22 protein-coding genes are annotated in these 24,823 nt (G+C 47.7%); 1 reads left to right on the forward strand and 21 read right to left on the reverse strand.

The features are described from left to right. The 3 genes from mutT to RHEIN_RS16330 all read right to left on the reverse strand — a co-directional run. The coding region (gene mutT, locus RHEIN_RS16320; protein ID WP_008900085.1) for an 8-oxo-dGTP diphosphatase MutT at positions 1–400 on the reverse strand (400 nt) is incomplete at its 3' end. Positions 401–403: 3 nt separating this feature from the next. After that, on the reverse strand, positions 404–3,115 hold the full coding sequence (gene secA / locus RHEIN_RS16325; protein WP_040555316.1) for a preprotein translocase subunit SecA: 2,712 nt from the start codon (positions 3,113–3,115) through the stop codon (positions 404–406). A 100-nt stretch (positions 3,116–3,215) separates the two neighbouring features. After that, entirely contained in the window at positions 3,216–4,130 is a 915-nt protein-coding gene (locus tag RHEIN_RS16330) for a M23 family metallopeptidase (RefSeq protein ID WP_008900087.1), read from the reverse strand. A 29-nt stretch (positions 4,131–4,159) separates the two neighbouring features. Here RHEIN_RS16330 and RHEIN_RS16335 point away from each other — a divergent pair, with 29 nt between their 5' ends. Next, positions 4,160–4,636, forward strand: coding sequence for a DUF721 domain-containing protein (locus RHEIN_RS16335; protein ID WP_008900088.1), 477 nt, complete (start codon positions 4,160–4,162; stop codon positions 4,634–4,636). Here the strand turns inward: RHEIN_RS16335 and lpxC are convergent. From lpxC to chrA, 18 genes are all read right to left on the reverse strand, one after another. Next, positions 4,633–5,544, reverse strand: a complete 912-nt coding sequence (gene lpxC / locus RHEIN_RS16340; protein WP_008900089.1) for a UDP-3-O-acyl-N-acetylglucosamine deacetylase — start codon at positions 5,542–5,544, stop codon at positions 4,633–4,635. The genes RHEIN_RS16335 and lpxC overlap by 4 nt on opposite strands. Before the next feature lie 103 nt (positions 5,545–5,647). Next, complete coding sequence (ftsZ, locus tag RHEIN_RS16345; protein WP_008900090.1) at positions 5,648–6,835, reverse strand: cell division protein FtsZ; 1,188 nt, start codon at positions 6,833–6,835, stop codon at positions 5,648–5,650. Between the two features lie 36 nt (positions 6,836–6,871). After that, positions 6,872–8,107 carry a cell division protein FtsA gene (ftsA, locus tag RHEIN_RS16350; RefSeq protein WP_008900091.1) on the reverse strand — a complete coding sequence of 412 codons (1,236 nt, stop codon included), beginning with the start codon at positions 8,105–8,107 and terminating at the stop codon, positions 6,872–6,874. Beyond that, complete coding sequence (locus tag RHEIN_RS16355) at positions 8,085–8,861, reverse strand: cell division protein FtsQ/DivIB (protein WP_008900092.1); 777 nt, start codon at positions 8,859–8,861, stop codon at positions 8,085–8,087. Before RHEIN_RS16355 ends, ftsA begins: the two co-directional genes overlap by 23 nt. Continuing rightward, a complete protein-coding gene (locus tag RHEIN_RS16360; protein ID WP_008900093.1) occupies positions 8,858–9,772 on the reverse strand; it encodes a D-alanine--D-alanine ligase in 915 nt (304 codons plus the stop codon). The genes RHEIN_RS16355 and RHEIN_RS16360 overlap by 4 nt, the downstream gene beginning before the upstream one ends. A gap of 3 nt (positions 9,773–9,775) precedes the next feature. Then, entirely contained in the window at positions 9,776–11,224 is a 1,449-nt protein-coding gene (gene murC, locus RHEIN_RS16365) for a UDP-N-acetylmuramate--L-alanine ligase (RefSeq protein WP_008900094.1), read from the reverse strand. Further along, a complete protein-coding gene (gene murG / locus RHEIN_RS16370; RefSeq protein ID WP_008900095.1) occupies positions 11,221–12,336 on the reverse strand; it encodes an undecaprenyldiphospho-muramoylpentapeptide beta-N-acetylglucosaminyltransferase in 1,116 nt (371 codons plus the stop codon). Before murG ends, murC begins: the two co-directional genes overlap by 4 nt. Next, entirely contained in the window at positions 12,329–13,528 is a 1,200-nt protein-coding gene (gene ftsW, locus RHEIN_RS16375; protein WP_008900096.1) for a putative lipid II flippase FtsW, read from the reverse strand. Before ftsW ends, murG begins: the two co-directional genes overlap by 8 nt. Continuing rightward, positions 13,525–14,850: a UDP-N-acetylmuramoyl-L-alanine--D-glutamate ligase gene (murD, locus tag RHEIN_RS16380; protein WP_008900097.1), complete on the reverse strand. Its 1,326-nt coding sequence runs from the start codon at positions 14,848–14,850 to the stop codon at positions 13,525–13,527. The genes ftsW and murD overlap by 4 nt, the downstream gene beginning before the upstream one ends. A gap of 3 nt (positions 14,851–14,853) precedes the next feature. Further along, positions 14,854–15,936: a phospho-N-acetylmuramoyl-pentapeptide-transferase gene (mraY, locus tag RHEIN_RS16385; protein WP_008900098.1), complete on the reverse strand. Its 1,083-nt coding sequence runs from the start codon at positions 15,934–15,936 to the stop codon at positions 14,854–14,856. Continuing rightward, entirely contained in the window at positions 15,930–17,306 is a 1,377-nt protein-coding gene (locus RHEIN_RS16390; RefSeq protein ID WP_008900099.1) for a UDP-N-acetylmuramoyl-tripeptide--D-alanyl-D-alanine ligase, read from the reverse strand. The genes mraY and RHEIN_RS16390 overlap by 7 nt, the downstream gene beginning before the upstream one ends. Then, positions 17,303–18,772: a UDP-N-acetylmuramoyl-L-alanyl-D-glutamate--2,6-diaminopimelate ligase gene (locus RHEIN_RS16395; RefSeq protein WP_008900100.1), complete on the reverse strand. Its 1,470-nt coding sequence runs from the start codon at positions 18,770–18,772 to the stop codon at positions 17,303–17,305. Before RHEIN_RS16395 ends, RHEIN_RS16390 begins: the two co-directional genes overlap by 4 nt. After that, positions 18,762–20,516 carry a peptidoglycan glycosyltransferase FtsI gene (locus RHEIN_RS16400; RefSeq protein ID WP_008900101.1) on the reverse strand — a complete coding sequence of 585 codons (1,755 nt, stop codon included), beginning with the start codon at positions 20,514–20,516 and terminating at the stop codon, positions 18,762–18,764. The genes RHEIN_RS16395 and RHEIN_RS16400 overlap by 11 nt, the downstream gene beginning before the upstream one ends. After that, complete coding sequence (gene ftsL / locus RHEIN_RS16405; protein ID WP_008900102.1) at positions 20,513–20,821, reverse strand: cell division protein FtsL; 309 nt, start codon at positions 20,819–20,821, stop codon at positions 20,513–20,515. The genes RHEIN_RS16400 and ftsL overlap by 4 nt, the downstream gene beginning before the upstream one ends. After that, on the reverse strand, positions 20,818–21,756 hold the full coding sequence (rsmH, locus tag RHEIN_RS16410) for a 16S rRNA (cytosine(1402)-N(4))-methyltransferase RsmH (protein ID WP_008900103.1): 939 nt from the start codon (positions 21,754–21,756) through the stop codon (positions 20,818–20,820). Before rsmH ends, ftsL begins: the two co-directional genes overlap by 4 nt. Continuing rightward, on the reverse strand, positions 21,756–22,220 hold the full coding sequence (gene mraZ / locus RHEIN_RS16415) for a division/cell wall cluster transcriptional repressor MraZ (RefSeq protein WP_008900104.1): 465 nt from the start codon (positions 22,218–22,220) through the stop codon (positions 21,756–21,758). Before mraZ ends, rsmH begins: the two co-directional genes overlap by 1 nt. 571 nt (positions 22,221–22,791) lie before the next feature. Next, positions 22,792–23,418 carry a flavin reductase family protein gene (locus RHEIN_RS16420; protein ID WP_008900105.1) on the reverse strand — a complete coding sequence of 209 codons (627 nt, stop codon included), beginning with the start codon at positions 23,416–23,418 and terminating at the stop codon, positions 22,792–22,794. Further along, on the reverse strand, positions 23,418–24,761 hold the full coding sequence (gene chrA, locus RHEIN_RS16425; RefSeq protein ID WP_008900106.1) for a chromate efflux transporter: 1,344 nt from the start codon (positions 24,759–24,761) through the stop codon (positions 23,418–23,420). The genes RHEIN_RS16420 and chrA overlap by 1 nt, the downstream gene beginning before the upstream one ends. Between the last annotated feature and the right edge of the window lie 62 nt (positions 24,762–24,823).

Here is a 24,823-nt window from a genome sequence, read left to right on the forward strand (position 1 = left end):
TGGCGCCGAATTCGGCCAACAACTTATCTAAAATCGGCTGATTAGCATCAGGGAACTGATACTGATCCAGCTCTGACAAAGGCACCCAGCGCACTGGCTGGCCTTCCAGACCCTTTGCTTCCCCTTCAAACTGCTGCACCAGATGAATATCCAGCAACACTGTTTTTTCGGGGTAGGCATACTGCAGCTCAAACCATGGGCTTGAAGCTGCAATATCTAAATCGATTTCTTCTTTCAGTTCACGCGCCAAAGCCTGGCTGGTGGTTTCACCCGTTTCCACTTTACCACCGGGAAACTCCCAGCGACCGCCCTGGTGTAATTTGTCAGGGCGTAACGCTAACAGTACCTGTTGATCCTTTAAAATCACACCAACGGCCACATGAACTACTTTAAGCGTCATGGTTTAAACCAACTTACCGTGACACTGTTTGTATTTTTTACCTGAGCCACAAGGACAAGGATCGTTACGTCCTACTTTTTCAGCATCACGAAACACAGCCGAAGCGCTGCTATGTGGAACTTCAGTAGCCACTTGTTCCATTTCTTCGTGCTGGAACTGCATATCGGTACTTTCTGCTTTACGGCGTTGCTCTTCTACTGCATCGACGTCTTCAGCTGCACGGATCTGAACCCGTGACAACACACCAATCACATCCAGTTTCAGGTTGTCCAGCATAGTGGAGAACAACTCAAAAGCTTCACGCTTGTATTCTTGTTTCGGGTTCTTCTGTGCATAACCACGTAAGTTAATGCCCTGACGTAAATGGTCCATTGCCGCCAGGTGTTCTTTCCAGTGTGTGTCTAAGCTTTGCAGCATCACTGACTTTTCAAACTGACGCAGCACCGAAGGGCCAACCATATGCTCTTTCAGCTCGTAAGACTTATCCACTACTTCGTGGATTTGCTCACGCAGCTTCTCTTCAAAGAGTTTTTTGTCGTCCGCTAACCATTTGGCAATAGGCATGTCGATGGCAAAATCAGAGCGGAATCGCGCTTCTAAGCCCGGAATATCCCACATTTCGTCCAGTGACTGAGGCGGAATGTATTGATCCAGCACTGAAGCCACTACATCGTGACGAATGGCATTGATGGTTTCAGAAATATCAGCCGTATCCATCAGCTCATTACGTTGCTCATACACCACTTTACGCTGGTCGTTGGCTACGTCATCAAATTCCAGTAATTGCTTACGGATATCAAAGTTACGGGCTTCTACTTTACGTTGGGCATTTTCAATAGCGCGACTGACCCATGGATGCTCAATGGCTTCACCTGGTTCCATGCCCAGTTTGCGCATCATGCCCGCCATGCGGTCTGAAGCAAAAATACGCATTAATGCATCGTCTAACGATAAGTAGAACCGTGAAGAACCCGGATCACCCTGACGACCAGAACGACCCCGTAACTGGTTGTCGATACGACGGGATTCATGACGTTCAGTACCGATGATATGCAAACCACCAGACTCAATTACTGCGTCATGGCGTTTTTGCCATTCTTGTTTCACTTGTTCAATTTGTTCTGCGCTGACATCACCTAAAGCGGCCAGTTCAGCTTGTAAGTTACCACCCAGAACTATATCTGTACCACGACCGGCCATGTTAGTGGCTATAGTCACAGTGCCTGGCTGACCGGCCTGAGCAATAATTTGCGCTTCGTTGGCGTGGAACTTGGCATTTAATACCTGATGCGGAATTTTAGCTTCATGCAGCAATTTCGACAGATACTCAGAACTTTCAATGGACGCAGTACCCACCAGAATAGGACGCTTCAGTGCACGGTTCTCTTCAATGTCTTTGATAATCGCCTGATACTTTTCTTCTACCGTCAGATACACCAAATCAGGCATATCCTTACGCACCATAGGTCTGTTGGTTGGAACTACTATGGTTTCTAAGCCGTAAATAGACTGGAATTCAAAAGCTTCAGTGTCTGCAGTACCTGTCATACCAGCCAGTTTGTCGTACAAACGGAACAGGTTCTGGAAGGTGATAGAAGCTAAAGTCTGGTTTTCGTGGTTAATACGAACCCCTTCTTTGGCTTCAATGGCCTGGTGCAAACCTTCAGACCAGCGACGGCCTTCCATAGTTCGGCCTGTATGCTCATCAACGATAACAATCTCGTTATCTTTGATCACATAGTCTACGTCTTTCTTAAACAGGTTGTGCGCGCGTAATGCAGCATAGGTATGGTGCAACAAGGTAATGTTAGCCGCAGAGAACAGCGAGTCACCAGGTTGGATTAATCCAAGCTCCTGTAAAATTTCTTCAACCCGGATCTGGCCCAGTTCAGTCAGATAAATTTGTTTGGCTTTTTCATCTATGGTGAAGTGACCATCACCCATAGCGCCTTCTTCATCTTCTTTTTCCTGCTTAACAAGCTGAGGCACCACTGTATTGATCACGCGGTACAGCTCAGAGCTGTCTTCCGCCTGACCCGAAATAATCAGTGGAGTACGGGCTTCGTCTATTAAAATAGAATCCACTTCATCGATAATGGCATAAGCTAAATGACGCTGAACCCGCTCTACAGCAGAAAATGCCATGTTGTCGCGCAGGTAATCAAAACCAAATTCATTGTTGGTACCGTAAGTGATATCTGCGTTGTAGGCGGCTTGTTTATCCGTATGGCCCATACCAGGCACGTTCACACCGACTGTTAAGCCTAAGAAATCAAATAAAGGCGCGTTGGTTTCCGCATCACGACGGGCTAGGTAGTCGTTGACCGTAATAACGTGTACAGCCTGACCACTTAAAGCATTTAAGTAAGCAGGCAAAGTAGCAGTTAAGGTTTTACCTTCACCTGTACGCATCTCAGAGATTTTACCCTGATGCAAAACTATACCGCCAATCAGCTGCACATCAAAATGACGCATCTTAAACACACGTTTACTGGCTTCACGTACTGTGGCAAAAGCCTCTGGTAATAAATCATCCAGTGTGGCGCCGTCTGCAACGCGCTGTTTAAATTCAGCGGTTTTTAGTTTGAGTTGTTCGTCGGTCAGGGCAACAAAAGAAGGTTCCAGGCTATTAATCAGATCAACCGTTTTTTTCAGCTTTTTTAAATAACGATCATTACGACTACCGATTAATTTGGCGAAAAATTTTCCAAACATTTTATAAATACCACTTCTTGGTTGAGACTCACTCCGAGTCCGGCCTGAGCCTTTTTTACTCACATCCCAGAAACTCCTGCTTCAGGAAAGTGAGTACATATTATTGGATACGGCGATTAACAAACATCATAGGGTCAATTTGCTGCCCGTTTTTCAGTACTTCGTAATGCACATGGGGGCCTGTTGAACGGCCAGTGCTGCCCATAATGGCAACTTCTTGCCCTTTGGTCACCATCTGTCCAACCTGAACAGTGGTCTCTTTGGCATGAGCATAACGAGTGCGATAGCCATCACTATGCTCAATTTCAACCATTTTACCGTAACCAAAACGTTCTCCAGCCCAGGTGACTATGCCACCTGCTGTCGCAAAAATAGAATCACCTTCCCTGCCAGCAAAATCTACCCCACGGTGTACTGAAGGCTCCCCACTAAAGGGATCACTGCGTACACCAAAGCTCGACGATAAATAACCACTTAATACAGGGCGGCCTGATAACTGAACGCTTTTTCCTATATGGTGATTCAAATCCAGAGATTCAAGCATCGCAAAGCGGGTTTGTTCTGATTGCAGATTTTGCTCCAGCTCGTTGAGCTGCAACAATACGGCATTCAGTTCAGCCAGACTGATCTCTGTCGAAGTTTGTGCTGGTCCCCCCATAGCCGGGTTCTCGTGCAGGTTAAACTCTTCTGTCGATAAATTGGCGGCGTCAATTAAGCGTTCACCCACCATATTCAGTCGGTTCACCTGAGCCTGCAGTGTTGCCACTTTGGACGTCAACGCAGCCAGCTGATTTTCAGCGCGACGGCGAATATCCGCTATTTCTTCAGTTTCAGCGGCACGGCTCAGCTGAACTTTTTCAAGTTCGGCATTGCCTTTCTGAAACAGATTAGCAAAAGCTGCACCTGCCCCAGACGCAATACAAAAAAGTAAGACGGCCGTGACTGTCAGTTGCGATGGCGTGCTGCCAAAGCTGAAGTGGCGATGTCGGCCACGATAGAAAACTGTTACACTCATGCAACCTCAGTATAAATTCATAAGTTAAGATGGCGCGCTATTCTCAGAAACCAGTGGATCTAAGTCAGTTGCTGCAACAAAGCTCTTTGTTGTCTACCATGCAGCACGCCGATCTGTTGCGCCAACTTAATACCGAATTAGCGCAGTTTCTGCAACTGGATCCATCCGGTTTTTGCAAAATTAGTACCATAAAAGCTGGTCGCTTAGTAATTTTATGCCAATCGCCTGCCTGGGCAACCCGGCTGAAAATGCAAAGAGAGGCCATTCTAGACAATTTCCGCCAGAAAATCTTGCCGGATTTAGCAGGTATCGATATTGAAGTGTCACCCAATACCCAGCTGCAGTATGTCAAAGCGGAAGAAATCAAAACTGAAGGACCTAAAATCTCTGAACAAGCTGCGGTGTATTTACTGGCTTTAGCACAAAACAGTGAAGGTGAGTTAAAGCAGAAACTACAAAGGCTGGCAGAGCTGGCTCAAAAACCTGACTCTGCCCCCAAGACTTAGGCTAATTGTGGCGCTAAGTACGATATTGGCATTTGCGCGTCTTTTTCGAAGCTGACAAATTCCCAGTTCGCCTGATCAGCAAGCACTGCTGACAATAACTGGTTATTTAAGGCATGACCCGTTTTATAAGAACGGAACTCGCCCAGAATGCTGTAACCGGCCATGTATAAATCACCGATTGCATCCAGAATTTTATGTTTGATAAACTCGTCTTCGTAGCGTAAACCGTCCTGGTTTAATACCCTGAACTCATCCAGCACTACGGCGTTATCAAAACTTCCACCTAACGCCAGATTATTGGCGCGTAAATATTCAATGTCCTGCAGGAAACCAAAAGTACGGGCACGGCTGATGTCTTTAATAAAAGAGGCGGCTGAGAAGTCCAGCTTCATGCGCTGTTTGGTTTCTGAAATCACAGGATGATCAAAATCGATGGCAAAATCCATACGGAAACCGTGGTGTGGCACAAACTCGGCCCACTTATCACCGTCTTCAACCCGTACTTTTTGCTTAATGCGGATAAACTTTTTGGCTTTTTTCTGTTCACTGACGCCGGCTTCCAGCAACAGATAAACAAAAGGGTTGGCACTGCCGTCCATAATTGGAATTTCAGCAGAATCGACTTCGATAAACAGGTTATCGATACCTAAACCAGCCACTGCAGCCATTAAATGCTCAGTGGTGGACAGGCGTACGCCTTCGTCGTTGATCAAACAAGTACACATCACAGTGTCGCCCACTAATTCAGGGCTGACTTTAAAATCAACGATCGGGTTCAGATCGACACGCCGGAATACAATACCGGTATTATCAGGAGCAGGCCGGAGAGTAAGCGTAACCTTTTCTCCCTTGTGTAAACCTACCCCGATCGAGCTGATTGATTTTGCAATGGTACGTTGTTTAATCATATTTTTTCCTGTTCAAATTTTGAACAAATCCAAAATGGCGGCGAAGCATAACATAGCTGACCAGCTATGCCAACCTTTGGGCCTTTTGTAAGCTGACTAAAAATCAGTCAGCTTGTTTACGTAAAAACGCCGGAATATCGAAAATATCGATGTTCGCTTGTTTTTCCGCTACAGGTTTACTTTGCACATTCGGTACTTCTAACTGCGCCTGTGACATATCACGGGCGGCGTTACCCTGATGATGAGCATAGCTTGTACCAGCATTGCCATAAACGTGCGCTGAACGAACTGGTTCATGACGGTGATTTGGCACCAGGCTGATATCAGGCTTACGCTCTGCACCTATACCTGTGGCCACTACAGTCACACGCAGCTCATCCGACATATCAGGGTCAATTACAGCACCAACGACTACAGTTGCATTTTCTGAGGCAAAAGCTTTAACCGCATTACCTACAGTTTCAAACTCTTCAATGCTGATATCCAGACCAGCCGTGATATTCACCAGAATACCTTTAGCACCTGACAAATCGATATCTTCCAGTAACGGGCTTGAAATCGCTTGTTCAGCGGCTTCTTCAGCACGGTCAGGACCAGAAGCACGGCCAGTACCCATCATCGCAGTACCCATTTCTGACATGACAGTACGAACGTCGGCAAAGTCGACGTTAATCAGACCAGGACGAGTGATCAGCTCTGCAATACCCTGCACTGCACCTAACAATACGTTGTTCGCCGCTTTAAACGCATCCAGCAGGCTGGTGCCTTTGCCTAAGACTTTTAACAACTTGTCGTTAGGAATAGTGATCAGTGAATCCACATGTTTTGCCAGTTCAGCAATACCTTCGTCCGCATAAGCTAAACGCTTTTTACCTTCGAACGGGAATGGCTTAGTCACAACAGCAACAGTCAAAATACCCATTTCACGGGCTACTTCAGCTACTATTGGGGCAGCACCAGTACCAGTACCACCGCCCATACCGGCAGCGATAAAGATCATATCTGCGCCTTGCAGCGTTTTCTTAATAGTCTCACGGTCTTCTTCTGCAGAACGACGACCCACTTCAGGGTTAGCACCAGCGCCTAAACCTTTAGTCACGCCAGCACCCAGTTGCAGAGTCATATGTGCAGAAGAGTTACGCAGCGCCTGCGCGTCCGTATTGGCAGCAATAAATTCAACACCTTCAATGTTGCTTGCAACCATATACTCAACAGCGTTACCGCCACCACCACCAACACCTATTACTTTAATTACAGCTTCTTCGCTGTGGCTTTCCATTAACTCAAACATAGCTCTCTCTCCGTTTTAGTACGCTTACTCAAAAAGTTAAAATTCGCCTTTAAACCAGCTGGTGAGTCGTTTCACCATGCCGCCGACTGACTCGCGGGCAGCAACAGCTTTTTTTTGCTGGGTCCGCATGTCTTTTCCATAAATCAATAACCCCACTACGCTGGCGTAGGCCGGGTCCTGTACATATTCTTTTAAACCGCTGATGCCAATCGGATAACCTAAACGCACCGGCATCTGAAAAATATCTTCGGCAAACTCAATGGCACCTTCCATTTTGGCGGTACCACCGGTCAGCACTATGCCTGCGGCAATTTGCTCTTCCAGACCACAGCTGCGAATTTCTTCCAGCACCAGTTCAAACAATTCCTGGTAGCGGGGTTCAACCACCTCAGCCAGGGTATGACGTGACATGCTGCGAGCCGGACGACCACCCACGCTTGGCACTTCAATATTTTCTTCTTTACCCACCATACTGCGAAGCGCACAGGCGTATTGCACTTTGATATCTTCGGCATGGCCTAAAGGCGTGCGGAAAATTTTGGCAATATCGCTGGTGACCTGATTACCGGCCACAGGGATCACAGCGGTATGACGTAAAGCACCATTAGTAAATACCGAGATATCTATAGTGCCGCCGCCCATATCGACGACGCAGACGCCCAGCTCTTTTTCATCATCCGTCAGCACTGCATAGCTGGACGCTAATGAAGAAAAAATCAGCTGGTCGACATGCAGCTCGCAGCGCTCAGCACATTTTTCGATATTTTTTGCCATATCATTGGCGCACGTAATGATGTGCGCTTTGGCTTCCATCCGCACCCCTGACATGCCGATTGGGCTTTTAATGCCTTCCTGCATGTCGACTGAAAATTCCTGTGGCAGCACATGCAACATGCGACGTTCGGCCGAAATAGGCACAGATTTGGCGGCATGAATGACGTTAATCACATCTTCAGCTGTCACTTCGGCGTCATTAATAGGCACCATGCCACTTTCGTTCTGACAACGAATATGTTTACCGGTAATACCTAAATACACAGAAGACACCCGGCAATCGGCCATCAGTTCAGCTTCTTCCACAGCGCGGCGCACAGACTGCACCACCAGGTTCAGATCGTTCACACCACCTTTGTCCATACCACGGGCTACATGAGTACCTACACCAACAATACTTAACTGATTGTCAGCGGTAATTTCACCCACTAAGGCTTTCACCTGTGCTGTGCCTATATCTAAGCCAACGATAAGATCACGTTCTGTCGACTTTGTCATCTTCTTCTCTTTGTTCTGGCGCTTCGACCCAACGTACAGCGACGCCTGTGTCATAACGCAAATCAACTTCGGCAACTGCCTGAGTTTTATGTTTACTAATCACAGGGTACAAATCGATAAACCGCTGCACCCGCTTTGCCGTATCTTCCCGGCCCAGAGTCAATTGAATGCCCTCTGCTAAATTCAGTTGCCAGGCCTGACGGGCTGACACTGTTAATCCTGTTGCCATATGCTGATGGACGGTCAGCATCTGATTCAATTGATTGAACATGGTCAGTGCATCCTGCTCGGCCCCGTCCGGACCTTGTAACTTTGGCAATGACTGTTTTAGTTCAGCTACAGGAGCGACAAAGAGTTGACCTTGTTGATTGAGTAAATATTGGTCATTCCATATCGCCACTGGCTTATGTTCAGTCACCACCACCACGAGCGTATCAGGCCATTGTTTGCGCACGGCTGCCTGAGCGACCCAGGGTTGTTGCTGCAGAAACAGCTGCACCTGATCCACGTTCAAATTAAAAAAGTTACCCAGATACTGTTGTTGCAGCTTTTGGTTTAACCCTGCCGCTTCGATCTGAGAAAAATCGCCATAAACCTTCACTTGCTGAATAGGCGCACTTTGTTGATCCTGGCTCCAGAGCCAGATCTGATAGCCTAACCAGCTGACAAACCAGACGGAAAAACAGAAAAACACCACACCAGCCCAGAAGGCTTTGTTCACAGGTGTTGTTACTGTCTTGCCGTTTTTAGTCATAAGGTCTGTTCTAAAATCTGTAAAACTAACTGTTCAAAACTCAAACCTGCTGCTTTGGCGGCCATAGGCACCAATGACTTTTCTGTCATGCCCGGCACAGTATTCACTTCCAGCAGATAAAAATTACCCTGCTCATCCAGCATCGCATCCACACGGCCCCAACCTGAAGCACCCACAGCAGTAAAAGCTGCGGCAGCGGCTTGCTGTAAAAACGCCGTCTGCTCAGCTGTTAAAGGCGCAGGACAAAGGTATTCAGTGCTATTGGACTGATACTTGGCTTCGTAATCATAAAAAGAGCGGGGAGTACGCATTTCAACGACTGGCAGAGCCTTGCCATTGAGCACAGTCACGGTAAATTCGCGGCCCTGGATCCATTGTTCTACCAGCACATCCGCATCGTACTTAGATGCCACAGCCAATGCCTGTTCCAGCTCTTGTGCGGTGCTTGCTGCACTCATGCCAATACTGGACCCTTCATTCGCTGGTTTCACCATCACTTTACCAGCTAATTGTTGCAAAATATCCTGATAATTCAGTTGCTTCCCAGCTTCAGCTACCAAAAATTTCGCCGTAGGCAAACCTTGTGCCTGAAACAGCCATTTGCAGCGGATTTTATCCATCGCCAAAGCTGAACCTAAAACACGACTGCCGGTATAAGGCAAACCCATTAACTGCAATGCGCCCTGCATAGTGCCGTCTTCACCACCCCGGCCATGCAGCACGATAAATACGCGGTCAAAACCAGCTGCAGTCAAAGCACTTAAGGGCTGATCTTTAGGGTCAAAAGCATGGGCGTCTACACCTTGCTTTTGCAGAGCAGCTAAAACTGCGGCACCAGAACGCAATGAAACTTCACGTTCTGCCGAGGTTCCACCCAACATCACCGCCACTTTGCCAAATTTGCTGCTCATACTTCAAGCTCCCTCGTTTGGTTTTAATGCAGAAATTGCTAATTTAGTCGCCGCCAGTTGTTTGGCCAGCGCGCCTATATTGCCGGCGCCCTGAGTCAGCAGTACATCACCGTCCTGCAACACATCAGCTAAAGCTGCAGGCAAGTCGGCAGGAGTCGCCACATAAATAGGGTCCAACTGACCACGAGCGCGGATAGAGCGGCATAAACTGCGGCTATCTGCACCAGGAATAGCGGCTTCGCCTGCGGCATAGACTTCAAGCAATAACAATAAATCGACAGACGACAGCACTTTGGCGAAGTCTTCGTATAAATCACGGGTTCTGGTGTAACGGTGTGGCTGATAGGCCATCACAATACGACGCTCTGGCCAGGCGTTACGCGCTGCAGCCAGAGTGGCAGCAACTTCACTTGGATGGTGGCCATAGTCATCCACCAGCAGCACTTTACCGCGGCCTGTTTCAAACTCGCCATACTGTTCAAAACGACGGCCTATACCTTCGAATTTTTGCAGCGCAGCCAAAATAGAATCCGTGGCTATACCTTCATCTTTTGCTACAGCAAAAGCTGCGGTCGCATTTAATGCATTGTGACGACCAGCTAAATTCAACTCAATTTGGCTGGCCACACCTTCTTTATCGGTAATAACAAAATGGCTCTGGGTACCTGTCTGTCCGAAGTCGCTGATCACATAATCCGCATCTTCGCTAAAACCATAGGTAATGACAAAACGGCCAATTTGTGGGATCAGCTCGCGCACTACAGCATCGTCGATACACATCACAGCGACACCATAAAATGGCAGGTTATGGCAAAACTCCAGATAGGTGGCTTTCATTTTTTCAAAGTCACCCTGATAGGTTTCCATATGATCAGGTTCAATATTGGTGATCACCGAAGCCATAGGCTGCAAGTGCAGGAAAGAGGCGTCGCTCTCGTCCGCTTCAGCAATTAAATAGCGACCAGCGCCTAAACGGGCATTGGTACCCGCAGAATTCAGTAAACCACCAATCACAAAAGTAGGATCAGTGCCCGCTTCCGCAAAAATAGAAGCTATTAGGCTGGTCGTTGTGGTTTTACCGTGGGTACCGGCAATAGCGATGCCATGGCGAAAACGCATCAGTTCAGCCAGCATTTCAGCACGGCGCACTACCGGAATACGGTGTTCTATCGCTGCAGCTACTTCAGGGTTATCGGTTTTAATAGCGCTGGAGACAACAACCACACTGGCGCCTTCGATGTTTTCGGCCTTATGACCAATCACAATACAAGCACCTAATGAGCTTAAACGGTCGACCACAGGGTTTGGCGCTATATCAGAACCTGAAACTTTATAACCTTCATTGACTAATACTTCGGCAATACCACCCATACCAGCGCCGCCGATGCCCACAAAGTGGATCCGCTCGACACGGCGCATAGCATTTTTCTTTTGTTGTTTTGTATTGCTCATTTAGTCTTACCTGTTACTTCACCACAGACTCTTACAACTTGTTCTGCGGCATCATCTATTGCTGTTCTGCGGGCATTATTTGCCAAATGACGCAGTGCACTTTTGTCCTGTAACCAGGACTGGAGTAAAGGCAACAAAGCACCTTTACTGAATTCGTTTTGTGGCAGCAAGACTGCCCCTTGTTTTTGCACTAACCAGCTGGCATTGGCCGTCTGGTGATCATCAATAGCGGATGGCAAAGGCACAAAAACTGCCGCCACACCTGCACAAGCCACTTCAGAGACGGTTAAAGCACCGGCACGACAAATCACTAAGTCAGCCCAGGTATAAGCCGCAGCCATATCTTCAATAAAAGCACTGGCACTGGCTGCTAATTCAGGTAAAGCGGCATAAGCCTGCTGCACCTGAAGCTCCATGTTTTTACCGGTTTGATGCCGTATTTCCAGCGCACCAGTATTGGCAGCCTGAGCAAAAATGCCAGGTAACTGTTGGTTAAACACCTGAGCACCTAAACTGCCACCTACCACTAATACTTTTAAGCTTTCACCTGGCGCCTGCAGTTGCTTTTGTGTCGACACAGCCAGTACTTCAGCACGCACCGGATTGCCTACCACCACTCTGTCTTTGCGATCAGCAAAAGCTTGCGGAAAAGCCACCAAGACCTTATTGGCAATACGGGCTAATAACCTGTTGGTGGTGCCAGCTACTGCATTTTGCTCATGCACTATTAAAGGCTTGCCCGCTAACCATGCAGCTAAACCACCTGGACCACTGGCATAACCACCAAAACCTAACACCAAATCAGGGTTCAGTTGCTTGACTAAAGCACGGGCCTGACTGATGGAGCGCCATAACATCAGCGGCGCTTTGATCAAGCTTTTTAAACCTTTGCCACGTAAACCGGCCACAGCAATGCTATGAAACGGAAAACCAAACTGCGGCACTAAGGTCGCTTCCATGCGGTCGGCGGTACCCAGCCAATGAATGCTCCAGCCTTGTTGCTTCAACAGTTCAGCCACAGCTTTAGCAGGAAAAATATGACCACCAGTGCCACCCGCCATAATCAGCGCCGTTTTCTGCTTTTGGTCTGCAGTCTGAATCAGCTCAGGCATGAGGACCTCCGCTAATGGCATGTCGACCTTTCAATCGCACTTCAAAATCAATTCGCAGTAACAAAGCTGCGGCCACCATCATAATAATTAAGCTACTGCCGCCCGAACTGATAAAAGGCAAAGTTAAACCTTTGGTTGGCAGCACGCCGCTTGCTACACCTACATTGACGCAGGTTTGAAAACCTATCCAAATCGCCAGTGCATAAGCTAAAAAGCCATGAAAACTCATGCCCTTAAACAAAGCTTTGTTACCAATCCATAAAGCGCGGCTGACCAGTAAAAACAGCAGGCTCAAAATGACAAAAACACCCACCAAGCCGGTTTCTTCTGCAATCACAGCAAAAATAAAGTCGGTATGAGCTTCTGGTAAATATTCCAACTTTTGTACGCTGTTGCCGAGGCCCTGCCCAAACCAGCTACCACGGCCAAAAGCCATCAGCGATTGGGTCAACTGATAGCCGTTACCAAAAGGATCAGCCCATGGATCTAAAAAGGAGGTGACACGACGCCAACGGTATTCGCTGTACACAATCAACACACCAATAGCGGCTAAACCTGTGAAAATTAAACAGAAAAACTGCCATAACTTAGCACCGGCCAAAAACAGCAACACTACCGCAGTGGCAAACATCACAATCACTGTGCCCAGGTCAGGTTGCATCAACAGCAAGACCGCCAACACAAACAAAACAATCAGTGGTTTGATAAAACCCTTAATGTTTTCCCGTACTTCCTCATGGCGACGCACCAGATAACTGGCCAGATAAACAAAAAAGAACAATTTGGCGGGCTCAGCCGCCTGAATATTAAAAGGACCAAGCGCCAGCCAGCGGGTTGAACCATTGACGTTGCGACCAAACAGCAACACAGCGATCAGCAATGCCAGCGCCAGCATCAGCAATAAAATATTGGTATTGTGCCACCAGGAGACAGGTACATTCAGCACCACATAAGAGGCCCCTAAACCGATCACCAGGTACACCAGATGACGGATAGTGAAATGCAACGGGTTACCAAATAAACGCTCAGCCACAGGCACTGAAGCACTGGTCACCATAATAATGCCAACGCAGATCACCAGCGCCAGCAACACCAGAAACAACTTGTCGTAGCTGTTGGCTTCATCACGTTGCCACCACAAAGCAATGGCTTCGCTGGGTGAAGGCATAAGGTTCATCAGCATTTGCTTCATAACCACACCTTCTGCACAGCGGCAGCAAATTGCTGGCCACGGTCTTCGTAATTTTTAAACATATCCAGGCTGGCACAGGCAGGTGATAACAACACCAGATCCCCTGCTGTTGCTAACTGAGCAGCTGTTTTTACTGCGGCTATTAAATCTTTCACTTCAAAGCTTCCTGCTTTGAGTGCAGCAATAGCGGGACCGTCCTGACCTAAGGTAATTAAATGATCCACGTCACGATTCAGTACTGTGGCCAATTCACTGAAATCAGCGCCTTTGCCATCCCCACCCGCTATTAAAATCAGTTGACCTGTCACTTCGGCACGTAAACCGGCAATAGCAGCTAAAGTGGCTCCTACATTAGTGGCTTTGGAATCATTAACCCAGCGCACGGCTTTATGATCCAGCACTAACTGACAGCGGTGTGGTAAAGAGGTAAAGGTTTTTAATGCATCAATTAAACCACTGCGGCAGGCACCAGCGGCTAAAGCTAAAGCGCAACTGGCCAGAGCATTAAACTGGTTATGCAGACCCACTATGGTCATGTCTCGTGCTGGCATTAAAGGCTCGCCAGCAACCAGCAACCAGCTTTCGCCCTTATGCTGCACGACACCGTAGTCTGTACCCGCTAAATCAATAGCCAGAGCAGGAACTGCAGCTTTTGGTGTGGTTAACTCATCGGTTTTATTGTAAATCGCCAGATCAGTGCCCTGATACACCCTTTGCTTGGAAGCAGCGTAAGCGGCCATAGTACCGTATCTGTCCATATGATCTTCAGTCACATTTAAAATACAGGCGGCTTTGCTTCGTAAAGAATGAGTGGTATCCAACTGGAAGCTTGATAGCTCCAGCACAAAGACGTCGGCGTCGCTTTGCAGTGCATCCAGAATAGGTAAACCAATATTGCCTGCAGCCACAGCTCGTAAGCCGGAGCATTGCAGCATATGGGCAGTTAAACTGGTGACAGTGGATTTACCATTGGCGCCGGTAATGGCCAGCACTGGCTTCTGGTTTTGCAGTGCAAACAGCTCTACATCACCAATCAACAAGGCCCCCTGAGCTAAAGCAAAACGTATAGCAGGATGTTTAGGATCTAAGCCTGGGCTGACTACTAACACATCCATATGAGCTAAACGATTTGCGTCCAGTTCACCTAAATAAATACCGTCCACTTTGTCTGCCGGAATTTGATCCAGTCCTGACACTTTTAAGCGGGTATCCATCAGTACTGGTTTCACGCCTTGTTTCAGCAAAAAGCGCACTGTGGCCAGACCTGAAAGGCCTAGTCCTATCACAGCAACACGTTTTCCCTGGAACAACTTAGCGTTCATTTTTTATCTCAGTTTTAAAGTAGCTAAACCAATCAGCACAAAAATGACTGACAAAATCCAGAACCGCACAATAACGCGGGGCTCAGGCCAACCTTTTAATTCGTAATGGTGGTGAATAGGTGCCATGCGGAAAATACGCTGACCACGCAGTTTGTACGAACCTACCTGCAAAATTACAGAGACAGTTTCCATCACAAACACGCCGCCCATAATAAAGAGCACTATTTCCTGACGGACTAAAATGGCAATCACACCTAATACAGCACCTAAAGCTAAAGAACCTACATCCCCCATAAAAACCTGAGCCGGATAGGTATTAAACCAAAGGAAACCAAGACCTGCTCCGACCAAAGCAGCACAAACCACCACCAGTTCACTGGCATGAGGCAAATAAGGGATATTCAGGTAGTTGGCAAAATTTACGTTACCGCTGGCATAGGCAATAATGGCAAAAGCAAAAGCCACCATAATGGTTGGCACTATGGCTAAACCATCTAAACCGTCAGTTAAGTTCACCGCGTTGCTGGTACCGACCAGCACGAAGTAACACAAAGCAATGTAGATAAAACCCAGCTGTGGCAGTACATCTTTAATAAAGGGCACGACTAAACTGGTTTCAACCGGGCGTTCAGCTGTGGCATACAGAAAAAAGGCGATAGCAATGGCAAACAAGGATTGCCAGAAGTATTTCCATTTGGCGATTAAACCTTTTGGATCTTTGCGAACCACTTTGCGGTAGTCGTCAATAAAACCAATCCAGCCAAAGCTTATCAGCGTAAAAATCACCACCCAGACGTATTTATTGCCAAGGTCAGCCCACAGCAGAATACTGGCCAACACCGAACCTAAGATCAGCAAACCACCCATAGTAGGGGTGCCTTTTTTCGAGAAGTGACTTTGTGGGCCATCATCCCGTACCGTCTGACCAATTTGCAGTTGCTGTAACTTGGCGATCAGCTTGGGGCCAAAATACAAGCTCAGCATTAAGGCCGTTAAAATACCCAGAATAGACCTGAAAGTCAGGTAACTGAATACGTTAAAAGCATTGATATATTGAGTTAAATACTCGGCTAACCACACTAACATGAGCTGATCTCCTGCTGACATCTTTCTAGCAAGTCCTGCACGACCAATTCCATTTTTGCGCTACGCGAACCTTTGACCAGTACTGTGCTACTCGACTGTTCATCAAGGATCGGGCTTAACTTTTGGATCAGTTGCTGACGGGAACTAAAATGGGCCCCTTGGCCGTTAAATAAATCACTGGCGCTCTGTGATAACACACCCAAGGTGAATAACAGATTAATTCCCTTTTGTTTGGCGTATAAACCTACTTCTTCATGGTACAAACGGGCATCAGCGCCCAGTTCACCCATATCGCCAAACACCAGTACTCTGAAACCAGGATAAGTCGCTAACAAATCGATAGCCGCCTTAGTGGATTCAGAGTTCGCGTTGTAGGTATCGTCAATCAGCCGTAATTTGTCGCTGGCCTGCGTAACATTAATCCGGCCTTTGACCGGTTTCATCGCCGCTAAACCTAATTGCACATCGGTCAGGCTGGCGCCTAAGGCTAAAGTCGCAGCTGCTGCGGCTAAAGCATTGGCCACGTTGTGTTTTCCTGGCAAAACCAGCTGAATAAAAATACGGCCTTGTGGGCAGACTAAGTCAAAACTGGCGCAACCCTGCTCATTCAGCACTATATGTTCAGCGGTAAAATCGGCGGCCTGAGTGCTGCTAAAGGTCAACACAGTTTTATTCTGCAAACGTTTTAACCAGTAATCGGAAAATTCGCTGTCCAGCGGCACTATAGCAACCCCAGCAGGGCCTAAAGAGCCATAAATTTCGCCTTTAGCGCGAGCTACACCAAACAAATCACCAAAACCTTCCAGATGGGCTGCCGCCACATTGGTGATAATAGAGACCTCAGGTTTGACTAAAGAGGAGGTATAAGCAATTTCACCTAAATGATTGGCGCCCAGTTCCATCACAGCGTACTGATGCTGCTCTGTTAAACGCAATAAAGTGAGAGGTGCGCCTATATCGTTATTAAAGTTACCGGCAGTCGCCAGCACATTACCAATACGATCCAAAATGGCGGCCATCATCTCTTTGACCGTGGTTTTACCCACACTGCCGGTCACAGCCACAGACTTCGGATTGACTTTTTGCTTTACGGCTGCACCTAAAGCACCTAAAGCTAACCGACAGTCCGCCACAATAATTTGCGGTACCGCCAGATCCAGCTGCTGCTCCACAATCAAAGCGACAGCGCCATTTCTGACTACATCGGAAGCAAACTGATGACCATCAAAATTCGGGCCTTTTAAAGCAATAAACAAGTCGCCCTGATTAATATTGCGGCTGTCTGTGCTGACGCTCTGAATTTGAATATCAGCACCAATCAGCTGTCCCTGCACTAGCTGTGCTATTTCTTTTGTTTGTAAAGGGATCATAACGCAGTCTCCGTTACCAGTTGTCGAACAAAAGCACGTTCGTCATATGGCAAAACTTCATGGCCAATGATTTGATAATCTTCATGGCCTTTACCGGCGATCAACACCAGATCACCAGCTTTGGCTTGTTCTAAAGCTGTACGTATTGCCGTTTTACGGTCGGTGATTAGCTGATACTGGCCTGCAGTGCAGCCTGCCGCTATATCCAGACAAATCGCTTTCACATCTTCAGTGCGTGGATTGTCAGCAGTAATAATCAGTTGATCGGCTAAACGTTCGGCTATAGCGCCCATTAAAGGTCGTTTGCCTTTATCACGGTCACCACCACAACCAAAGACCACCCAAAGCTGGCCCTGACAATGGTTGCGAACTGCGATTAATGTTTGCTCCAGCGCGTCTGGTGTATGGGCGTAATCCACCACAGCCATCACCTTGCGGCCTGGTTGATAAAATTGTTCGATGCGACCCGGCACACTGCTAAGCTTCTCTGCTGCCACAACTAAAGTGTCAAAGCTATGACCCAGCTGCAACATAGCACCCATGGCCGCCAAAACGTTTTGAATATTAAATTCACCCAGCACTTTCAGCTGCAACTGCTGTTGGCCTAAATGGCTGCTTAAACGGAACTGATAACCCAAAGGGGTAATTTCCAGCTGGTCGTAGGCTAAATAGTCGCTATAGCCCGCACAGTCTGTTAACTGACCATAAGCCAATACAGGCAGAGTGCAGTCAGCAGCCAACTGACGACCAAAGTCATCCGATACATTAATCACAGCTTTTTTGGCTAAAGCAGCTTTAAACAGCAAGGCCTTGGCTTCGCCGTACGCCTGCATAGTGCCGTGATAATCCAGATGATCGCGGGTTAAATTGGTAAACACAGCCACTTCAAACTGCAAACCAGCTACACGCTGTTGCACTAGGGCATGAGAGGACACTTCCATCGCCACCAAAGCACAGCCTTTGTCGGCTTCGGTAGCAAGAATACGGTGAATATCCACCAGATGAGGTGTAGTGTTATTCAGTGGCGTCAGGCTGCGGTAATCGCCATAACCCAAAGTGCCAATCACAGCGGCTTGTTGCTCTGATAACACAGCCAACTGATTGACAAAAATTGCAGTGCTGGATTTACCGTTGGTGCCGGTAATACCCAGCAATTGTTGCGCTTGGTGCGGATAAAAAGCAGCAGCCAAGGCTGGCAACAATTGAACTAAATCAGGTGCAACCACAATACGTTGATCATTCAGCGCAGGCTGGGTATCGGTCAACACCAGCGCAGCACCGGCAGCTAATGCCTTTTCAATAAACTGATTGCCATGAGTCTTAGTGCCAGGCAAAGCTAAAAACACATCACCGTTTTGTACTTCCAGACTATTGATGCGTAAATTCTGTAACGGCAAAGCTGCCACAGCAGTGGGCAGGTCAATTGCAAAAGGTGTCAGCCATAGCTGAAGTGAGTTAGCCGGCATTGGGCACCTCACTGATTTTGCTGATACGGCTGTCGTTGGCATCAGGCGCAATGTTCAGTAACTGCATCGCAGCACCCGACACAGCAGAGAACACAGGAGCAGCAACTTCGCCGCCGTAATAATAATCACCGCTTGGTTCGTTGATAATAACCACTACTGCAATACGAGGGTCAGAAATTGGCGCTACCCCAGCAAAGGAGCCAATATAGTCATCGCTGTAACCACGGATACCAGCTTTTTTTGCAGTGCCGGTTTTACCACCTACACGATAACCTGGTACCGCGGCTCTTTTAGCGCTGCCACCCGGGCCAACCACAGCTTCTAACATAGCGACCATATTGTCGGCATGCTCTTCGCTGATCACCCGCTCACCTTGTGGTTTTTTTGTGGTTTTAAAAATAGATAATGGGTAAGCCACACCACCATTAGCGATGGTGGCGTAAATACGGGCCAGCTGCACTGCATTAACCGTAAAGCTATAACCAAAAGAAACAGTAGCTAAAGCGTGTTCACCCCAGCGGCGTTGTTCACGTAATACACCAGAAGTTTCGCCAGTCAGGCCTAAACCTGTTTCTGAACCCACGCCCATCTTGTAATACATATCAAGGAATTTGTCGGTAGGCATACCTAAAGCTAAACGGGTGACCCCTATGTTACTGGACTTGCGCATAATACCAGTCAGGTCCAGATCACCATACCCATTGACATCACGCACCAGGCGGCCGCCAATACGCACAGGGCCATAGCCTGTAGAAATAACAGTATCCATAGTGGCAGTGCCATTTTCCAATGCGGCTAAAACAGGCAAAGGTTTAATAGTGGAACCTGGTTCAAAGGTGTCTGTGATAGCACGATTGCGGTATCTGTTGCTGTCACTGTTTTTTCTGTTGTTTGGGTTATACGAAGGTGCGTTGGCCAGGGCCAGTACTTCACCATTGTGTACGTCAACCACCACTACAGAACCTGAAGTAGCACCAAACTGCATCACAGCTTTTTTCAGTTCACGGTAAGCCACCGCCTGAATACGCTGGTCGATACTCAGTTGAATATTGTTCGACGCCTGACCTTCAGTGTGTGACAAGACTTCAACTTCACGGCCTTTGGCATCTTTGCGGATGGTTTTTAACGCAGGTTTGCCGGTTAAAACGTCGTTAAACTGACGTTCAATACCTTCCATGCCCTGATCATCCACATTGGTAAAACCTAACAAGTGGGCAGTCACTTCACCAGCCGGATAATAACGGCGGGACTCTTCCTGAAAGGCAATTCCCGGAATTTTTAACTGTCTGATGTAATCTACAGTGGCAGGACTGGCCTGACGTTGCAGATAAACAAAACGTTTGGAATCATCGGCACCAATTTTGTCCGACAGTTGCTGCGGGCTGATTTGCAGCATGTCAGCCAGCGCATGCCAGCGACGTTCTTCAATTTTATGTCTGTTACGCAGTATCAGTTGTGGATCGGCCCAAATCGATTTGACCGGCACACTGACCGCCAACTCTTCGCCGTTACGGTCTAAAATCATGCCACGCATCGCGGCGTCAGCTTTTACCCTGAGTGAGCGCATATCACCTTGTTCGAGCAGCATTTCAGGCTCCAGCACCTGTAAATAAGCCGCTCGGATAATCAGAGCGCTGAACACCGCAAACAAAGACACTATTACAAAAGCAAAACGCCAACTGATGACAGTCGGCTGTTGATTCTTTTTCGCCTGCTTTCTAGGTGCTGCTGGTTTCTTTATCATGGCTGCTGCACCACCACATCTTGTGGGCCACTGGGCCTGACCATATTGAGTTTGGTCGATGCCAGCTCTTCCACCCTGCTGTGCTCGGACAATGCCCTTTGTTCCAGCAACAAATTGCGCCACTCCATTTCCAGGGTGTCGCGATGTTGCAGTATTTTATCCTCGTACATTGTCAGTTGGCGGTTCATATGAGTGAACTCCACCACAGCCAGGGCTGAACCTAAACAACACAGCATCAGCACAAGCAGAAACTTGTGCTGCCAGATATCGCTGATGATCAGACGGTTCAGTTTGATGGCGCTCATGCGGTTTTCTCCGCTATGCGTAATACAGCGCTACGGGCTCTGACGTTATTTTCCAGCTCTGCATCCGACGGCATAATAGCTTTGCCAATCAGTTTTAACGGCGTGTACAGGTTCAGTTGGTCTTGTGTCAGAGGCAAACCTTTAGGAATGGCGGCGCCTTTACTTTTTAAACGCATAAACTGCTTTACCATCCGATCTTCCAGCGAATGGAAACTGATCACAGTTAAACGACCACCTGGTTTTAATACATGTACAGCAGCTTCCAGCGCAGTTTTGATCTGATCCAATTCGCTGTTGATATAAATGCGAATACCCTGAAAGCTGCGGGTCGCAGGATGTTTTTTCTCTTTGTGGCTTTTTGGTACTACTGTGCTGATTAAGCTGGCCAGTTGAGAAGTACGGGTCAGTGGTTGCTCACTGCGGCTATCCACTATGGCGTTAGCAATACGCCAGGCTGATTTTTCTTCACCGTATTCACGTAAAACAAAAGTAATGTCTTCGACATCAGCTTTCGCCAGCCAGTCGGCGGCTGAAATACCAGAAGTTGGATCCATCCGCATATCCAGCGGGCCATCACGCATAAAGCTGAACCCCCGCTCAGCATCATCCAGTTGTGGTGAAGACACGCCTAAATCCAGCAATATACCGTCTACTTTACCGGTAATGCCGTGGTCTTCAGCAATTTGGGCTAAGGCAGCAAAAGGGCTATGGGTAATAGAAAAACGTGGGTCGGCTAGTAAAGGCGCAGCTGCCGCAATAGCAGCAGGATCGCGATCAATACCGTATAAACGGCCTTGCTCACCGAGTTTGGATAGGATCACTCTGCTGTGACCACCGCGGCCAAAGGTACCGTCGAGATAAATCCCGTCGGGTTTGATGGCTAATCCGTCTATGGTCTCAGCCAATAAGACAGAGATATGGGCGCTTTGATCCATTAGAGTACAAAATCCTGCAGCCGCTCTGAGATCTCGGCGTCGACGGACATATCACGTTCAATTGCCATATCTTCGGCAACACGTTTATTCCACGTCTCTTCGTCCCAGATCTCGAATTTGTTAAGTTGTCCGACTAAGCGGATGTTTTTTGTCAGGCTGGCATGGCTTCTTAGTGGCGCAGGTAATAGAATGCGGCCGCTTTTATCCATGTCACAATCCGACGCGTGGCCTATCAATAAACGTTTAAAGCGCAACTCTTGTGGGTTCTGGTTGGATAAACGCTGCAATTGTTCTGCAACCTCTTCCCATTCAGGCAGTGGGTACAGCAGTAAACAAGGATCTTTGGTGTGAATAGTACAAACCATGGCTCCTTCGGCATCAGCAAATAAGGTATCGCGGTAACGCGTAGGAAGCGCTAACCGACCCTTATCATCTAATGTTAAAGAAAACGACCCACGGAACATGTTAATCCCACTTCATTGTTGTTTGATCCTGATATTTGATCCACAAATACCCACAATTTCCCACTGATGTACAGTTTAGGGCCGCAGAAGAAAGCTTGTCAAGGTGAAAACCCCTTTGTTTGATCATCTCAGATCCAGTAAAAACGCGGCTTAGCGCGAAGATCCTGATTTCTGTGGGAAAAAGTGGAAGAAAAAAACCACAAAATAGTTTGAAATTTTTTATTTAGTTACGCATAACCTGACGATTCAGACTAAAGGCCAGCCGCATGCGACTAAGGTGCTGTTACCAAACTGATAACAGTCAACTTTTTGAACGGAATATCTCGATAACCTTATGATTTTATTTGACAAAAACCAACAGCCATCCAAAGGACTCTAAAAGAGCTGGCTATAAACGATAATAACTGCAAAAGCTTCCCGGTTTCGGATGAAGACAAAAAAAGCAGAGTAAAACGCGGTTAGACATGAGAAGAAATCAGTATCAGAAGGACTCACAGAGTAAGCGAGTGCTCACAACAGACCTAAAAAAGCCCTGGCGCTAATTAAAGTTCCAGGGCACAAAACAGGGAAATCAGCGGCGCACTGCCGAAGCAGGTCTGGCTAACTGAAAAATATCAGTTGCTACCCTGCTGTAACCTGAACCACCAATACGACTGATTAAATCCATTTTATGAGGATCAGGCATGCCATTGGCATCCAATAACGAAGGATTGATATACAGAGCCAGCACTTGTGCAAAAATAACTTCGCAGCTTGGATTTTCAGGTGGGTAAGGTTGCAACTTTGCCAGCCGGCACTCAAGAGCCACCGGAGCCAAAGCCACCCGCGGCACTTTGATTTGGCTGGACGCGGCCTGCTCCAGGCTGGCCAGTTCAAATTCACTTTGATCAGCGGGTACAGCGGCCGCACTGATATTCATTTCATTCGCCAGTGCATAAGGCACCAGATTCACTACAAAATCATGAGTAGCTTCAATATTTAAACTGGTGTCTTTTCTGCTGCCATCAGCTTTATGCTGGGTGGAGATCATCAAAGTAGGCGGCTGATCCGTCACCATCTGAAAAAAGCTAAAAGGCGCTAAATTCAGCACTCCATCAGCAGACAAGCTCGATACCCAGGCAATAGGACGAGGAGTAATAGTGCTGGTTAACAGCTTATAAGCAGCTGAAGGTTCCAACTGCTGTAAATCAATCCACATTAATAACGACTCCAAAAAGACAAGATCAACCCCAACACAGCAGCTCCCGCTATCACACGCATCAAGCCCTGTTTGGCTACAAATAAAGCTAAAGCAGCCAGCACAGTGATAAGCAGAGCTTGCCAGTCGATGGCACCGGCAAAACCTGTTGGCCATAAAACATGGTAAGCAAAAAACAGCGCCAGATTAACAATAACCCCCACCACTGCAGCACTTATTGCTGTTAATGGCGCTGTTAGTTGCAACTTGCCTTGGGTAGATTCCACCAGCGGGCCGCCTGCAAGAATAAAAATAAAGGAAGGTAAAAAAGTAAACCAACTGACCAAAAGCGCAGCTGTCACCCCTGCCGCAAGCATTAAATCAGCTCCAAAACTGGCCTGAACATAAGCCCCCACAAAAGCGACAAAAACCACCACCATAATCAGCGGCCCAGGTGTGGTTTCACCCAAAGCCAGGCCATCCATCATTTGCCCAGGCGTCAGCCAGCCAAATTTATCCACAGCGCCCTGATACACATAAGGTAAAACGGCATAAGCTCCGCCAAAGGTCAATAAGGCTGCTTTGGTAAAAAACCAGCTCATTTGTGTCAGTTGATGCTGCCAGCCAAAAGTGAAAACCAGCAAAAGCACAGGCACAGCCCAAAGTACTAGACCGCAACTCATCACAAAGACAAAACGACTCCAGCGAAATAAGGCATGGGCAGGAGTGGGCGTTGTATCGTCAATGAATGCAGGGCCATAACTTTTTTGTGTTGCGCTATGACTGTCCTGCGAAAATACTGCAGGCGCAACTTTACTGCCGATAAAACCAATCAAGGCGGCAGACAAGACAATAAGCGGAAAAGGCAGTTTAAAGGCAAAAATAGCCACAAAAGCGGCGACGGCTATAGCCCACAGCAGCGGATGTTTCATGACCCGCCCGCCGATACGCCAGGCGGCATGCAACACTATGGCGGCTATCGCAGGTTTGATCCCATAAAACAATGCCGCCACCCAGGGGTGCTCGCCATACACCAGATACCCCCAGGACAGCAGCACCAACAACAGCAAAGACGGCAGAATAAATAACAAACCCGCTATGATTCCACCCGCAGTGCGGTGCATCAGCCAACCTAAATAAGTGGCCAACTGCTGCGCCTCAGGCCCGGGCAACAGCATGCAATAATTCAGCGCATGCAAAAACCGCCCTTCACTGATCCAACGGCGTTTTTCCACCAGCTCGTTATGCATCAGAGCAATTTGGCCGGCAGGCCCACCAAAGCTGATACAACCGAGCTTCAGCCAAAACCAAAAGGCTTGCCAAAAGGGGATACTGATCGATGGTGATGGCTCTGTGGGCGTCATAACAGCTCATTGCAAGGAAAGAACAGGCAGAGGTTAACAAAATTCAGCTGAAGCTTGCTACC

Origin of the sequence: Rheinheimera sp. A13L (assembly GCF_000217935.1) — a bacterium.
In the GTDB taxonomy this organism is placed as follows: Bacteria; Pseudomonadota; Gammaproteobacteria; order Enterobacterales; family Alteromonadaceae; genus Pararheinheimera.